Source organism: Pseudooctadecabacter sp., from assembly GCF_020627745.1.
Lineage (GTDB): Bacteria > Pseudomonadota > Alphaproteobacteria > Rhodobacterales > Rhodobacteraceae > Octadecabacter.
Window position 1 is genome coordinate 77,952 of the sequence record NZ_JAHDGE010000005.1, and the last position, 13,986, is coordinate 91,937.

The window sequence follows — 13,986 nt, forward strand, 5'->3', positions numbered from 1 at the left end:
CTGCTGAGTGAACGGTTATCAAACCCCATTTGTTCCCTATGATATGGTGTCAGGTCTGCGCTTCGCCCAAAGTGTCAGCCTTTTCCGCATCGCGGTGGCCCATGGGCACATCTTGGCCTTGGGTGGTGTCGCGGCGGGTCTGGGCCTCCATTTCAGCGTTGAGTTCGGCACCGATCAGAACGATGAACACCGACATCCAGAGCCATGTCAGCAGGATGACCACACCAGCCAGCGCGCCGAAGCTTTCGTTATAGCTGCCAAAGGAGCTGACGTAGAAAGCAAAGCCCGCAGAGGCGACGATCCAGAGGGCACATCCGACGAGGCCGCCCAATGACACCCACGACCATTCGGCTGCATCACGGCTGGGGCCGTAGCGGTAAAGCACCGCAAGGCCCGCCATGGTCAGCGCGGCCAGCACCACGAATGACAGCACCAGCACCAGCGGTTCGCCCACAGGGCCAAGCCGGAAGAAATCCACCACCGCCGGCAGAACCGCAACAACCACAAGGGCGAGCAACAGTCCCGCGATGATCAGCGCTGTCAGTCCCAGCGTGACAGCCTTGAGTTTGATGAAGCCGCGTTCTTCCTTTTCGTCGTACGCCACGTTGAGCCCGTCCATCAAACTGCCCACGCCCTTGGACGCTGAGTAAATCGCAAGCAGGAGGGACAAAAGTGCCGCAAGCCCAAGACCGCCCTCTGACGATCCGGTGACAGCGGTGGCCTGTTCGAGGATGATATCGACAATATCCTGTGGCACCAGACCAGCCAGGGCGCTGATCTGATCCGTGATGTCGGAGGGTTCAAGAAACAGGCCCGACAGTGCCATCAGCGCAGCGATCGCAGGGAAGATAGCAAGAAAGCCGTAGAAGGCGACGCCGGCGGCAATGAGGCTGACGCGATCATCCGCGATCTCGTCCTTGACGCGCCAGAGGATGTCTTTCCACCCTTTTGCGGGAATTTCGGTCGGCTTGTCTGCGGCGCGGCCTCTGGGCATCGGGGGTCTCCGTTATCGGGTGGGTCTTGGGGGGAACGTGCGGCAGGGGATGATGGTTCCTCGGCTAGGCGGCCACGGTCGCGTCACGCACCGCCCGCAAGGGATGGGACACTTGCAAGGGCAAGGGCACAGTCACAAGCCCCGGCTGATACCCCCAACGGCGGGCGTAGGCGGCGGGCATGTCATCCATTCGCACCGTATCGCGATAGGCAGCGTTGCCGTCGGTGATGTCTTCAGACGCGGGACCGCACGGCAGGGATAGATAAGCCGCGATCTGCCGCATGGCCTGCCGGGGGTCGGCGACAATGTCTTCATACCTCAGGCACATGACTGCGTGGAGGAAGGGAAGGTCCTGTTCCATTTGCGCATAGGCTGCGGTCCAATGGTCGTGCAATTGCGGCAGGGGGGTATCGACCCAAGCCGCGGTTGAGGCCGCGACGGCCTCTGGGTGGCGCAACAGGACAATGAACTGCGAGGTCGGAAAGAGCTGTTGCAACAAACGCATCCGCGTCAGGTTGACAGGGGACTTTTCAACCCGCCAGACCAGCCCCGGCGCGAACCACGGGTCCCAGTCGTGATCCAGCCGCTGGCGCGTGGCCAAAGTGTTCAGGTGATGATGTTCGGTAAGGTGTTCGTCCGGATTGGTCGCGAAATGCATGGGCCGTCCGCTTTGTGCGGTATGGGGGATCGCCCCTTGTAGATAGACACCTTCATTTTCCGGAACCGGCGCGCCCGTGATGCCGCCTGCACCGGGCAACATATTGACCAGACGGTTGACGAGGGATGTGCCGGACCGATGCAGCCCGCCAATGAAGACATAGCGCGGCGCCTTCGCGGGCGTCATTTGACAGACCAAAAAGTTTTCATTTTTTTCAACGCCTTAAATCTCACTCACTTGCGCGACCGTATGAACGTTAGCGGCCAGTTAGGGGTCGCCAGCGCAAAGTCGACTTTATTCGAGGATAATTTTTGTTAAGGGAACGGTTTGGATTTTCGCGCTGTTGAGCCGCCATTGAACGGAGGCGAGCGTATGAAAATCTGTCACATCGCACTGGGCGGCTGCCTGACCGCACCACATGTCAACTACGGTGTGACGGAAGACACAGGCGGTCATATCGCATATGTTCTGGGGGCTGCGCGGGCGCAGGCGGCGCGGCCCGAGACCACATCAGTCGAGATTGTCACCCGCGCCTTTGACGCCCCCCATCTGGGCGCTGTCCACGCCCAAGAAGTGCAGGATGTCGGGCCCAAGCTGACCATCCGCCGCATCTGGAGCCCCAATCGCGGATATCTGACCAAAGAGGCATTGAGCGCTGAAATTCCGGCCCTTGTCACAGCCTTTCTCGCGGATCTTCGCAGCCGCGCCGACCGCCCGGACATCATCCATGCGCATTTCGCGGATGCCGCCGAACTTGCTCTCGCGGCACGCAAGACGTTTGGCATTCCTGTTGTGTACACGCCGCATTCACTGGCGCTGAGCAAAACAGGGGCCGAGGCCTGCACGATACGGATCACACGTGAGACCGAAGCGTTGAAGCGCAGCGATGCGACGATTGTGTCGTCCCGCGATGAAAGCGATGTGCAGGTTGATGCCTATGGCGCGGGGTTGCAGGCACGGGTGCATCGGGTCGCCCCCGGGGTGACCGTGACCCGCAGGCCGGACAGGGCGGCTGCGGGTGCGATGCTTCGGGGCCTGAACGACCCGGACCGTCCGATGATATTGGCCGTAGCACGGCCTGTGGCGCGCAAGAACCTTGTCGGTTTGGCCCGTATCTATGCGGCGTCAAAGGCGCTGCAAGCGCGGGCCAATCTGGTCATCTTGGCGGGCCAGCACCAGACCGCAGCACGAGGCAACGCCGAACTGCAAGGACAGCTGGCGAGTCTCAAGACCATTGCACGGATGCCCCAGACGGCAGGTCGCATGGCATTGCCGCCGTCGCATCGTCCGCAAGATGTGCTGGCGCTTTATGATGCAGCGGCGAGGGGCGGCGGGATTTTTGCAAATCTGGCAGTCCACGAACCGTTCGGCCTGACTTTGCTCGAGGCCGCTGCCCACGGTTTGCCAGTGGTGGCCACCCGCGACGGGGGGCCGTGCGATATCGTCAGCGATCTGTCCTGCGGGTTGTGTGTGGACCCCGCAGATCATGCTGCATCCGAGGCGGCGATGATGTCCCTGCTGACGGACCGGACCCGTTGGTCAGCCGCATCCGATCACGGACGGACGGGTGTTGCCCGTTATGACTGGGCGACGTGGGCCGACAAGGTGAATGACATTTATGCAGCGGTGCAGCGCCCAATGCGGGGGGGTGCGTATCACAACACGCGACCTTTGCTGGTCAGCGATATCGACAATACGCTGACGGGGGACCGCGCAGCCTGTGGACGGTTCGCCAACTGGACAGCAACGGCGCAAGCAACCTTTGCGGTGGCCACCGGCCGGTCTGTCTGCGAAGCGCGGCGTGTTCTGGCCAAGTGGGCGTTGCCGGAACCTTATGCCCTTGTCACGTCTGTCGGGACAGAAATCTATCTGCGCAACCACAACGGGCGGTTCGTGCTGGACCGCGATTTTGCCAAGCGGCTGGAGGCGGGTTGGGACCGTGCCGGAGTGATGGCCGCGCTGAAACGTGCAGGGTTCGTGTTTCAGGCGCAGGTAGAACAGCGACGCTGGAAACTCAGCGGGTTCGGCACGGCGCAGGAGGCTGCCCGGATCGAGGCCTATCTGGCGCGGCGCAGCCTGCCGGTGCGGGTGGTGGCCTCTCACGGGCGGTTGATCGACGTGCTGCCGCGTGCAGGGGGCAAGGCGCGGGCTGTGGCCGCGCTTGCCCGCAGGCTGGGCGTTGCGGGGCGCAATGTCATCGTGGCGGGTGACAGCGGCAACGATGCCGACATGCTGGAGGCTGCGCGCCCGGACGGATTGTCCGGCATCGGCCACGGGATCGTCGTCGCCAACGCCCTGCCCGAGGTTCTCACTGGTTTGCCGCATCACGTCTACCGGTCGCCGCTGGCCCATGCGGACGGCGTGTTAGATGGTTTGGCACGATTGGGTCATGCCCAGCCGGTTAAAGGGCAGACGGCTGCCCTGGAGGCTGCAGAATGAGAGGGCCGATCGGATATTTCGTGCACCATCAGGGGCGCGGTCACGCAGAACGCTGTGCTGCCGTGGTCAACGCCCTGCCACTGGATCAGCCGGTGACCGTTTTTTGCGCACGTACAGACATTTTCCCCGACTTCAATCGGCCAGTCGAAATGGTGAAGCTTCCGTCCCTGTTTGAAGCCACGGGTGACGAGGACATAGAGGATACGACCCGCCCGCCCGACACCGTGCACTGCGCCCCCTTGGGGTGGCCCGGCATCCGCCGCGCCATGGCGACCCTGGCGGGGTGGTTCGCAAGTGACAATCCGGTTTTGATGATTTCCGACGTGTCTGCTGAAGTGGCGCAACTGTCGCGTATTTGTTCGGTGCCCCATGTGATGGTGCTGCAACATGGCGCGCGTGGCGATGCGGGTCACACGGCCGCCTATGACGGCGCGGCGGGAATTCTGTGTGCCGCAGATGAGGCGCTGGCGCAGACGGACTGGCCGGACAGCATGCGGCGCAAGACGCATTTTGCCGGCGGTCTGGGTGTGTCCGTGACGCGTCCGGACGCAGGTGCCCGCAATCGCGCGCGGCGTAGGTTGGGCGTGCCGTCCGGGGCGCGGATGATTTTGGTGATGTCGGGCGGCGGGGGCAGCGGATTTGCCTCGGCCCCGCTTGGTGTCGGTGCGCGGGCGGTGCCTGATGCCCAGTGGATCACCATTGGCCAGATCGCACGGGACTGGCACGCGACAGAACCCGCGAACCTGCGTCACGATGGATGGGTCGATGATGTCGCGTCCTATCTGGCAGCGGCAGACGTGGTGATCGCGTCGACAGGCAACACAACGTGTCACCAGATTTTGGCCGCCGAACGTCCGTGGCTGGCGATCCCGGAATGGCGCTACTTCGATGAACAGGTGGAAAAGGCACGCGCGCTGGACAGGGCGGGCGCTGCAACACATCAGGCGGCCTTCCCGTCAAGCGTTGAACACTGGGCTGTTGCCCTGTCGCGCACCCTGCAAACCCACGACCCTGCCCGCCAACGCGCCCTCGTGCGGAGCGATGCGGCGCAGACAACCGCCGACTGGCTGGTGGCGCTGGCGGCGCGGCTGCGCCCTTCCAACCCGATTGCCATACCGATCTCCTCCCCCCAGAAAGGATCTGACCATGCCGAACGTCGTGACGTTTCCCGACCCCTCCACACCGTCCCTCAGCCCGCGCACGCAACCGCGTCCGGTCAGCGTTCTAACCCTCGCACGGGGGCGGGCGGCGCATCTGCATAACGTGATCTTGGGGCTGACCCGTCAGAACCACCCGCCGGTTGAACTGATTATCGGGGTGATGCAGGACGCACCTTATGAGGATCTGCCCGCAACAGATTTTCCGATCCGGCAAATCCATATCAAGGGGGAGGAGTTGCCCCTGTCCAAGGCACGCAACACCGTAGCGCGTGCAGCCCGTGCCGAAGTGCTGGCCTTCGTTGATGTGGATTGTATCCCCGGCCCGGACATGACGCAGGTGTATGGTATTCTGGCCCAGCCGGGTCAGGGCCTTTTGATGGGGGAGGTGATGTATCTGCCGTCGGGTGCCACCACAGACGATTGGTCATATGACGGGTTTGACCAGATCGCCGAGCGTCATTCCGACAGGCCCGGTCCCCCCAAGGACGCTTTGGCACCGTGCAAGGATTACCGGTGTTTCTGGTCGCTGAACTTCGCCATGCACCGGCTTGACTGGGACCGATCTGGCGGATTTGACGAGGACTTTACCGGCTATGGCGGCGAGGACACGGATTTCGGGCGCACCCTGAACGCGGCCGGTATCCGGATAAACTGGGTGCGGGGCGCGCGGGTGTATCACCAGTATCATCCCCATTGCATGCCACCGATCCATCATATCCCCGCCATTTTGCGCAATACCGAGGTTTTCGCCGCCAAATGGGGCCATCGCACCATGGAACACTGGCTGTCCGGTTTCCGGATGATGGGGCTGATTGATGAAGTGGACGGCGCGCTTGTGCAGGTGCGGGACCCCGATGAGGCGGATTTCGAATTGTGCCGCCAGCAAGAACACATGCCCTATGCCAATACCGCGAGAGTGCTGCGGACCTTGCGGGCACGGGCCGATCAGGACGCCTCTGTTGTGGCGGCCCAATGACCCGGTTGCGCATCGCCATTGTCGGCCACATCCGGCATCCCGTGGCACGGCCCTTTATGGGCGGGATGGAGGCATTCACCTGGCGGCTGGCGCGGTCGCTGGCGCACAGGGGTCACGACGTGCATCTACTGGCCAGCGGTGACAGTGAGGCGGACGCGCCGGACGGCGTTACAGTTCATCCTGTGATCGACACCCATTATGACCGCGACTTTCCATGGCACAGGTTTCACGGCACCGATGCCTTGAACGACCATCTGGACCAGGCCTTTGCCAGGGCCGGTCGCATGTTGATCGAGGGTGGCTTCGACGTGGTGCACAACAACAGCCTGCACCGGTACATTCCGCGACTGGCGCGGACGCATAAACTGCCGATGGTGTCGTCGCTGCACATACCGCCGTTCCGGGTTCTGGCTGACGCCATGGCCGATGGGCAGTGTCCGTGGCACATCCAGACTGTGACGTCAGCACGACAGGCGCGCATCTGGTGGGGCATGATCCGCCCTGCCAAGGCTCAGGTTGTTCACAACGGGATCGACCTTGATGACTGGCCGTATCATGCAGGCGGTGATGGATCAGCTGTCTGGTCGGGTCGGATCACCCCCAACAAGGGCACCCATCTGGCCGTGCAGGCGGCCCGACTGGCCAACGTTCCTTTGCGCATATGCGGCGTGATTGAACATGAGGATTATTTCAATTCTGCTGTGCGCCCCTATCTGTCGGACCGGATCACCTATCTGGGTCATCTGTCCGGCACCGAACTGGCAACGATTTATGCAGACGCGTCATGCATGCTGTTCACACCGCAATGGGAGGAACCCTTCGGACTTGCGGCGGTGGAGGCAATGGCCACCGGCCTGCCGGTGGCCGCGACAGATTACGGCGCAGTGCGCGAGGTCTTGGGGCCGGCGGGTGCCGTCGCCACATCCGACACGGCGTCCGCCCTTGCGGTGGCGCTGGTACGCGCCCTTCAGATTGATCCCCAGACTGCCCGCAACCGCGCCGTCGACTGTTTTGGCATGGACCGGATGATCGCCCATTTTGAAGGGCTCTATCACGAGGCACAGGCGTCCACCGGCCTTCCCGCACGATCTGTTCAATTTTCGCAAAACCAGCTTCAGATTGCCGCGCCAGACGCGGGACCAACCAGGGAACCCGCAGACGTTTTGACGGGTTTGCCAATGTCGCCGCCCGGCGCGACGACCCCCCAGTCCGGTGTTCAGGAAAGGATCATATGATGGATATTTCGACAGTCGTTTTGCCGGTGGCAGGTCAGGGAACACGGTTGCTGCCGTTGACCAAGGCCACCCCGAAAGAGTTGATGCCGGTTTTTGACCGTCCGGTTCTGCAACTGGCGGTGGACGAGGCGATCGACGCAGGCGCCCGCCGTTTGGTGGTCATCACCCATGACAGCAAACCTGCGATCCGCGAATTTCTGACCGACAGCCCCGATCTGGTGCAGGACCTGCAGGCAAAGGGCAAGACGGCCCTTGCAGAAACGGTCAAGGCCACAAGTGCGGAACGCTGGTGTGAGGTCATTTTTATCGACCAACCGGAGCCTTTGGGCTTGGGTCACGCAGTGGGGTTGGCACGGGAATATGTGGACGAAGCATCCTTCGGGGTCATTCTTCCCGATGATTGTATCCTGGGGGAAGGCTGCCTGACGGAAATGGCGCAGGCGTATCGTGGCGGGCATATGATTGCAGCGATGGAGGTCGCCGAGAGCGATGTGAGCAAATACGGCATCTTCCAACCGGAGGGCGCGGCAACGGGTCAGGTGGTCAGGTCCAGCGGCTTTGTAGAGAAACCGGCCGTTGAAGATGCTCCGTCGCGGCTTGCCGCCGTGGGGCGGTATATCTTGTCGCGGACGGTCTTTGACCGGCTTCGATCCCAGAACAAGGGTGCGGGCGGTGAAATCCAGCTGACGGATGCGATCGGGCGCGATATGGCCGATCAGCCGCTACATGCGTTCCGGTTCAGCGGGCAACGGTTTGATTGTGGCACGCAGGACGGGCTGCTTGCAGCGGCGCAGGCACGTCAGGCGTTGTTGCAAGATGTCCAGCCCACGCGAGAGGCAACGGTGTCCGACGGGGCTGTCGCTGGTCTGCTTAATAGCATGGCGGTCGGTCTGAAACCTGCCTGAAGGCTCAAAGGGGGGCTTCCGATCCGGGCAGGTACAAATAGGCCGGGTCGAAATCGCCCCGCATGTGCAACCGGTCACGGTCGATAATCTGCAGATGGCCGTTGGAGATCGAACAGCAGCCATCTTCGCGCAGATCCTTGAGAACGCGATTGACGTGCACCGGCGTCATACCCGTCGCGTCTGCAATATCGGTCTGGGTGATCCCGATGGTATAGCTGTCCTGATAGGTTTCTGTGGCGGCGCACAGACGGGCATCAATTTCGGAAAAGAAATTGGCCACACGGGCAAAGCCGCGCATGGCGCTGTTGCGCATCGCCCAGTGCCGGTGAATAGACGCATCGACCAAAGTCAGCGACCAAAGGGTACGGGACATTTCAATGTTGCCATCCAGCACCTTTTTCAACGCATCATGCTGCACGACCGCAACGGTGGACGGGGTCACCGCGACCACATCATGATCCAGTTGCTTAAGGGGGAAAGCATGAAGGTCAACGAAGTCCCCTCTGAATTGTAGCGCTACAAAAGTGCTGCGTTCATTGTCGGGGCGCGGAATGCTGCGCGCCACGATCCCATCCAGAAGCAGCAGCGAATGATCCAACGTTGAACCGCGCGTGCTGATCACCGTGTTGGACGGATAGGTGCGTTGCTCCTGAAGGAGGGGGGTAAGCTCCTCCCAGTGATGTGGTGCGACGTGTTTGACCATGCCTTGGCGGATCAGCTGAATGCGGTGGGGGTGACCGGTGTCGGACATGGACTTCCTTTTGTTCTGTGCGACCGGACAGATTTATGTTCGGTGACATAGTCAAAACAGGCGATCTGGGCCAAACGTTCCACGAATTCAGTAAAATCACCCATTTGACCACTCCCTCGACCGATGTCGTCTGACATGGTGAACTTCCGCGAAGTGCGACAAAAAGACAATCTTATCAAATGTTAAGCGTTCCGTAATTTCCGATATTGCGGTGAACTTTCTACCGGTCGAGCGGGTTGAACAGGCAGACCATAAAGATGGAAAGGACGCATTATGAAGACCGAAACCGAAGCACTGGCCGACCTGTACACCACCCTCATCGACAGCCGTGAAGGCTATGAAGAAGCCGCAGAGGCGGTGGACAGTCCCCATTTGCAATCCTTGTTCGAAGACCTGTCAGCCCGCCGTGCACAGGACGCCCGCGAGGTCCGCGATTTCCTGAAAGGTGCAGATGTGGATCTGGATGATGACGGGTCCATTCTGGGCAGTGCACATCGCCAGTTTCTGGAACTTAAAGACAGCCTGTCCGGTGATGACGAAGCCATTATCGCCGAAGTGATCCGTGGCGAACAGCACCTGCTGGACACCTATGACGAGGCGATCCAGCCGATGACTGGCGAAAGCGCGGCTTACCGGTTTGCCAAGGCGCATTATATGTCGCTGGCCGATCGTCTGGATGATCTGAAAGGCGAAAAACGAAAGGCTGCGTAAGCCTGTCGCGAGCGATTAACACGGGCGTCCCTCACATAGGGGCGCCCTTTCTTTTTGGCGCATCAGTCCCGTGACACACCGGTCAGAAGATCGTCATCAAGATCATCCCCGTGCAGCACGGAAATGTCGCCTGTTGTCTCAAGAACGACCGCACGAACATCACGCATGGATGTCACGTTTGCCTCTCGCAGTTTGGCCAGAAGGTCGTCTTGTGTCACACGGGTGGCGCGCATTGCACCTTCGTGAAACGTGCCATTTTCCATCAACAGCATCGGATCGTTGTGCAGGGATTGTCGTATGGTCTGCGACCGGATGCGGGCCCGTGCGATCAGTGACTGAAAGATCAGAAGGGCGCTGATTGCGGTGCTGGCCTGAATGAAACCTGTCCAGTCGCTTGCCTGACTGGCCCCCGCCAAAAGCGACCCCGTCGCGACCGTCACCACAAAATCAAACGCGGTCATTTTGGAAAAGGTACGCAGACCGATCAGGCGCACCATAACGATGACCCAGACCACCCCCAACGCGGAAAGGATGCATCCGCGCAGAACGCTGTCGAGGATGTCGTGGTCAACAAACATAAAGCGCATCCAATCTGTCGGGGGTCATCACGGCGTCGCCGCCATTTCTGCATCCGGCCATTCGCACGTAAAATGCAGACCGGTCGGGTCCCAGTTCAATCTGGGATTGCCACCGAATGTCGCGGCAGTCATCCCGTGCAGGACGGACATACCAAAGCCTGTCGACCCACGGGGTTCGCGGACCTCGCGGCCTGCATGTTCCTGCCAGCTGAACCTGAATGCGCCATCGCGTGTGGTGATGCTCAGATCGACGCCTTTGCCATCGGCCGCAAGGCCCCCGTATTTCAGCGCATTGGTCATAAGTTCGTTTAGCAGCAACGCAATGGTCTGGGCAGCGGTGCCGTTCAGAACAACCTCATCCAGGGTTTTGTTGATCTTTCCAGACTCGACGGGACGCAGGATGACGTTCACCAGATCGGTCAGCCGCGTGGTCATCTGGTCGGCCTGCATCATCACCGAATTGAGAGACGCCAGCGCGCCGAGACGCTGTTCAAACACAGTGACAAGTTCGGCCTTGTCGGTCGTATTGCGGGCACTGGCACGAAAGACGCTGGTTACGACAGCCAGCAGGTTTTTGACGCGGTGGTTCATTTCGTGGGCGACAATATCCGCGCGTTCCTGCCGACGGCGCAGATCCGTGATGTCCTGATTTATGCCGAGGATCGCGCGTTCCCCCGATCTGGTGGTCACGAACCGCCCGTGTGCCAGCAGCCACAGTTGCGTCCCATCGGGTTTGTGGAACCGGTATTCACAGGCATAGGGCGCGTTGTTGGCGACGGCATCGCGCATCGCCATCGTGACATAGGGCTGGTCTGCAGTATGGATCCGGCCCGTGAAATCAGAGGCCGGCTTACGCCCCTTGAGGTCCTGTAGACCGGTCAGGTTACGCGCGTGGTCGTCAATCTCGCATTCGTCGTTATCCAGATACCAGATGAATCGCGCAATATCGCCAGCAATGGGTGCGATATTGTGCCAGTTGTCGTCGTCCAGATCGCCGAGATTCATGCCCTGTTCCGTCCCGTTCATGACCATGTAAGCAGGTAGGCCAGTCGGATGCTGCGTCAATTTGTTCAACAATTATCAAGATCGTGGTCGAGGACTTAAAGACGATACCGGTATTCGCAGACTGTTGAAGGGACGGACGGGAAGATTTAAGGCGCAGAGAATTGTGAACAGGTGGTTTCCTGACCGACATTCTGGCATAGGACCGGCCCGCCAAGGGGATGACAGGCCGGAAGTGGTATCAGGATGTGCGGCTTTGCTTTTCAGCACCAGGGCTTCCGGCAGGGGCATCGCCCATGGTTTCTTCCGGATTATGCCACTTTTCCTTCATGTTTTCACGCGGACCTTTGGTGTCGTCTTTGGCGATATCAGGGCGTTTGTCTTTTTGATCACTCATGGGATGTTCCTTTACCGGTTGCTTGTCATCTCAACCAAAGGGCATGGCAGTTGGTTCCGGCGCGCCGCACTACTGCGGGACGGGGAGGGCCAAAAGCCTCGGAATGACTGGGACCAGTCTGGTTATTCGAAGAAGAACCGCACCATCTCGGCGCTGGCATCGGGACCTTTCGCATCGCAGTAGGACCCTGCGGGATTGCCGCCGGACCACGCATGGCCCTGGCCGTCGATGGTCCAGTGTTCCAGAATGGTGCGCCCTCTTTCATCCGACAGAACCCGCGTTGATGCCGTCCGGCCGCCATGGGTGCCGGTCTGCATCGTTTCGAGTGTCTGTCGGGGTGCATGGGCCTGAATGGCGCGGGCGATGCCGTCCGCGTTGGACGGATGGACCGTGCGGTCGGCGCTGCCATGAAAGATGATGGTACGCACCGGTGCAGCATCGGACTGGGCGCGATCAGGCGTCAGAGGGTTGCCGTTCATCGCGGCAAAGGCCGAAGACACATCCCGCGCGGACCCCGTGGCAAGGCCGGAATGGGCGCCCACTGCGGCAAAGACATCGGGGTAGGTATCGCCAAGGATCACGGCCATCGCCGCCCCTGCGGACAAGCCCGCCACAAAGGTCGCAGACTGCGGCACCCCGTAAAGGCCGCAGATGTGCGCCGTCAGGCCGGCAAGCAACGCAGGCTCTCCCCGTCCACGGCGCTGGTCGCCGCGGCTGAACCAGTTCCAGCATGATTGCGCGTTGTCGCCCCGCGCCTGTGCGGGGTAGATCACGACGAACCCGTCGCGGTCCGCCAGAGCGTTCATGCGCGTACCGGTTGCGAAATCCTCGGGGGTTTGGGTGCAGCCATGCAACATCAGGATTACCCCGCGCGGCTTTGAGGACGCAGCTTGTGGCACATACAGCCGATAGCGTCGCGTGCCGTGATCGGACACCCAGGCATGGCTGTCAAAGGTCGCGCCATGAGGAAGCCCCTGCGACGTTGGCGGAGTTGACGGCGTCGACGGCGCGGTATCACGTGGGCCGCCCGACAGTCCCAGCCCACCGTAAAGCCCTGAGAGCACCCCCGTGCCCGAGGCTGTAGAGGGCATCGCCACCTTGTCCAACCCGTGTTGCGCCAACGTGCGCCGGACCAGATCATTGGCATAGGACAGGCGCGCCGCACCCGTATCAGGGCGTGCGGCACCCGGTGTCAGCAATTTCATAGCAGTTCCTTTTCTAGCGGATCAGGTGATCCTGTCGCCAAGGGCGGCTTTGACCTCGGGACTGGCGTGCAGCGCCCCGAGAACCGTAATGGATGCGATCGTGTCCAGTGCCAGATCCGGTGTGACATCCGCCGCGATCCGCGTCAGGCCCACAACCTTGATGTGCAACCGTTCGCCTGCGGCTTTCACGGCTTCAAGATCGGCCACCGTGAAATCCCGCAATCCAAGTTCCAGTGTCTGACGGTCCAGTGATGCGGTTACTGCAGCGTCGTGGCCGTCGATCTGTTTGCGGATCGCCGTGCGAATAAAGTCTGTCCGGTTTGAATAAAATCCCTCGCGGACCAGCAGATCAATCCGGCCCAGATCGACGAATCCGAGGTTAATCGTCACCTTTTCGCTGTCCGGTTGCCGCCCCTTCAGGGGGATCACTTTCGCCATCACGTTCTCCATCCATGTGGATGGTATAGGGATGGTCATGCGGCTAAGCAACTCATTCGTACAGAACCCAACAAAAGTTAAGTCATGTTATTTCAAGCAATGCGAGTGTGGTCGTGAGCGGTCAGGGACGCGACGGAGCTATCCCTGTAACGCTACCCTCTGGAAATACTTTTCAATGCGTCGATGAGGCTGTTTGGATTAAATGGCTTGGTCAGGACAGCAAGGGGTGCGAAGCGTTCAAGGTCCTCGTCATCCTCGCCCATGACATTGCCGCTGACAAAGATCACGGCAACCTCCTGTCCGGCCCTTATCCGCGCTACAGCGTCGTGGCCCTGACTGCCGTCTGCCAAGCGGATATCAGCAATGATCACATCAAGATCGTGGGCCTTTGCCAGATCAACCGCGTCGTCCGCTGTGCGGGCAGTACCGACAACGCAGTGTCCCTCGTCCTCAAGAAGCGTTTGCACGTGCAGCGCAATTAACAGCTCGTCTTCGATTATAAGGGCGCGGCCCATATCCCTTCTCCCTCGTTAAGCA

General features: G+C 60.8%; 15 protein-coding genes. 6 read left to right on the plus strand and 9 right to left on the minus strand.

The features are described 5' to 3' along the window. Positions 1 to 49: 49 nt before the first annotated feature. Both QZ653_RS03825 and QZ653_RS03830 read right to left on the minus strand, forming a co-directional pair. Positions 50 to 994 carry a YihY/virulence factor BrkB family protein gene (locus QZ653_RS03825; protein WP_296417740.1) on the minus strand — a complete coding sequence of 315 codons (945 nt, stop codon included), beginning with the start codon at positions 992 to 994 and terminating at the stop codon, positions 50 to 52. Positions 995 to 1,058: 64 nt separating this feature from the next. After that, positions 1,059 to 1,838 carry a sulfotransferase family protein gene (locus QZ653_RS03830; protein ID WP_296417743.1) on the minus strand — a complete coding sequence of 260 codons (780 nt, stop codon included), beginning with the start codon at positions 1,836 to 1,838 and terminating at the stop codon, positions 1,059 to 1,061. Between the two features lie 186 nt (positions 1,839 to 2,024). Here QZ653_RS03830 and QZ653_RS03835 point away from each other — a divergent pair, with 186 nt between their 5' ends. The 5 genes from QZ653_RS03835 to QZ653_RS03855 are packed head-to-tail and all read left to right on the plus strand — an operon-like array spanning position 2,025 to position 8,367. Then, on the plus strand, positions 2,025 to 4,091 hold the full coding sequence (locus QZ653_RS03835; RefSeq protein WP_296417745.1) for an HAD-IIB family hydrolase: 2,067 nt from the start codon (positions 2,025 to 2,027) through the stop codon (positions 4,089 to 4,091). After that, positions 4,088 to 5,353, plus strand: a complete 1,266-nt coding sequence (locus tag QZ653_RS03840) for a glycosyltransferase (RefSeq protein WP_296417747.1) — start codon at positions 4,088 to 4,090, stop codon at positions 5,351 to 5,353. The genes QZ653_RS03835 and QZ653_RS03840 overlap by 4 nt, the downstream gene beginning before the upstream one ends. Further along, a complete protein-coding gene (locus QZ653_RS03845; protein ID WP_296417749.1) occupies positions 5,238 to 6,227 on the plus strand; it encodes a glycosyltransferase family 2 protein in 990 nt (329 codons plus the stop codon). Before QZ653_RS03840 ends, QZ653_RS03845 begins: the two co-directional genes overlap by 116 nt. After that, positions 6,224 to 7,462 carry a glycosyltransferase gene (locus tag QZ653_RS03850; RefSeq protein WP_296417751.1) on the plus strand — a complete coding sequence of 413 codons (1,239 nt, stop codon included), beginning with the start codon at positions 6,224 to 6,226 and terminating at the stop codon, positions 7,460 to 7,462. Before QZ653_RS03845 ends, QZ653_RS03850 begins: the two co-directional genes overlap by 4 nt. After that, positions 7,462 to 8,367, plus strand: a complete 906-nt coding sequence (locus QZ653_RS03855) for a UTP--glucose-1-phosphate uridylyltransferase (RefSeq protein WP_296417754.1) — start codon at positions 7,462 to 7,464, stop codon at positions 8,365 to 8,367. Before QZ653_RS03850 ends, QZ653_RS03855 begins: the two co-directional genes overlap by 1 nt. A gap of 4 nt (positions 8,368 to 8,371) precedes the next feature. Here QZ653_RS03855 and QZ653_RS03860 read toward each other — a convergent pair whose 3' ends face one another. Beyond that, positions 8,372 to 9,118, minus strand: a complete 747-nt coding sequence (locus tag QZ653_RS03860; protein ID WP_296417756.1) for a Crp/Fnr family transcriptional regulator — start codon at positions 9,116 to 9,118, stop codon at positions 8,372 to 8,374. A gap of 273 nt (positions 9,119 to 9,391) precedes the next feature. Between QZ653_RS03860 and QZ653_RS03865 the strand changes: the two genes are divergently transcribed. Next, positions 9,392 to 9,829, plus strand: a complete 438-nt coding sequence (locus QZ653_RS03865) for a ferritin-like domain-containing protein (protein ID WP_296417758.1) — start codon at positions 9,392 to 9,394, stop codon at positions 9,827 to 9,829. A 62-nt stretch (positions 9,830 to 9,891) separates the two neighbouring features. Here the strand turns inward: QZ653_RS03865 and QZ653_RS03870 are convergent, their stop codons facing one another. The 6 genes from QZ653_RS03870 to QZ653_RS03895 all read right to left on the minus strand — a co-directional run bounded on the left by QZ653_RS03870 (position 9,892) and on the right by QZ653_RS03895 (position 13,964). Next, the gene (locus QZ653_RS03870) at positions 9,892 to 10,416 is read right to left on the minus strand and encodes a DUF421 domain-containing protein (RefSeq protein WP_366933044.1); all 525 of its coding nucleotides are present in this window, start codon (positions 10,414 to 10,416) and stop codon (positions 9,892 to 9,894) included. An 18-nt stretch (positions 10,417 to 10,434) separates the two neighbouring features. Continuing rightward, entirely contained in the window at positions 10,435 to 11,412 is a 978-nt protein-coding gene (locus QZ653_RS03875; RefSeq protein WP_296417759.1) for a sensor histidine kinase, read from the minus strand. A gap of 238 nt (positions 11,413 to 11,650) precedes the next feature. After that, positions 11,651 to 11,806, minus strand: a complete 156-nt coding sequence (locus tag QZ653_RS03880) for a hypothetical protein (protein ID WP_296417761.1) — start codon at positions 11,804 to 11,806, stop codon at positions 11,651 to 11,653. A 122-nt stretch (positions 11,807 to 11,928) separates the two neighbouring features. Next, positions 11,929 to 13,011: an alpha/beta hydrolase family esterase gene (locus QZ653_RS03885; RefSeq protein ID WP_296417763.1), complete on the minus strand. Its 1,083-nt coding sequence runs from the start codon at positions 13,009 to 13,011 to the stop codon at positions 11,929 to 11,931. A 21-nt stretch (positions 13,012 to 13,032) separates the two neighbouring features. Next, a complete protein-coding gene (locus tag QZ653_RS03890) occupies positions 13,033 to 13,449 on the minus strand; it encodes a CopG family transcriptional regulator (RefSeq protein WP_296417872.1) in 417 nt (138 codons plus the stop codon). Between the two features lie 152 nt (positions 13,450 to 13,601). Continuing rightward, complete coding sequence (locus tag QZ653_RS03895) at positions 13,602 to 13,964, minus strand: response regulator (RefSeq protein ID WP_296417764.1); 363 nt, start codon at positions 13,962 to 13,964, stop codon at positions 13,602 to 13,604. Between the last annotated feature and the right edge of the window lie 22 nt (positions 13,965 to 13,986).

Coding starts and splice junctions, on each gene's coding strand:
- QZ653_RS03825 (WP_296417740.1), bottom strand. CDS start 994: ATGCCCAGAGGCCGCGCCGCAGACAAGCCGACCGAAATTCCCGCAAAA.
- QZ653_RS03830 (WP_296417743.1), bottom strand. CDS start 1,838: ATGACGCCCGCGAAGGCGCCGCGCTATGTCTTCATTGGCGGGCTGCAT.
- QZ653_RS03835 (WP_296417745.1), top strand. CDS start 2,025: ATGAAAATCTGTCACATCGCACTGGGCGGCTGCCTGACCGCACCACAT.
- QZ653_RS03840 (WP_296417747.1), top strand. CDS start 4,088: ATGAGAGGGCCGATCGGATATTTCGTGCACCATCAGGGGCGCGGTCAC.
- QZ653_RS03845 (WP_296417749.1), top strand. CDS start 5,238: ATGCCGAACGTCGTGACGTTTCCCGACCCCTCCACACCGTCCCTCAGC.
- QZ653_RS03850 (WP_296417751.1), top strand. CDS start 6,224: ATGACCCGGTTGCGCATCGCCATTGTCGGCCACATCCGGCATCCCGTG.
- QZ653_RS03855 (WP_296417754.1), top strand. CDS start 7,462: ATGGATATTTCGACAGTCGTTTTGCCGGTGGCAGGTCAGGGAACACGG.
- QZ653_RS03860 (WP_296417756.1), bottom strand. CDS start 9,118: ATGTCCGACACCGGTCACCCCCACCGCATTCAGCTGATCCGCCAAGGC.
- QZ653_RS03865 (WP_296417758.1), top strand. CDS start 9,392: ATGAAGACCGAAACCGAAGCACTGGCCGACCTGTACACCACCCTCATC.
- QZ653_RS03870 (WP_366933044.1), bottom strand. CDS start 10,416: ATGCGCTTTATGTTTGTTGACCACGACATCCTCGACAGCGTTCTGCGC.
- QZ653_RS03875 (WP_296417759.1), bottom strand. CDS start 11,412: ATGAATCTCGGCGATCTGGACGACGACAACTGGCACAATATCGCACCC.
- QZ653_RS03880 (WP_296417761.1), bottom strand. CDS start 11,806: ATGAGTGATCAAAAAGACAAACGCCCTGATATCGCCAAAGACGACACC.
- QZ653_RS03885 (WP_296417763.1), bottom strand. CDS start 13,011: ATGAAATTGCTGACACCGGGTGCCGCACGCCCTGATACGGGTGCGGCG.
- QZ653_RS03890 (WP_296417872.1), bottom strand. CDS start 13,449: ATGGCGAAAGTGATCCCCCTGAAGGGGCGGCAACCGGACAGCGAAAAG.
- QZ653_RS03895 (WP_296417764.1), bottom strand. CDS start 13,964: ATGGGCCGCGCCCTTATAATCGAAGACGAGCTGTTAATTGCGCTGCAC.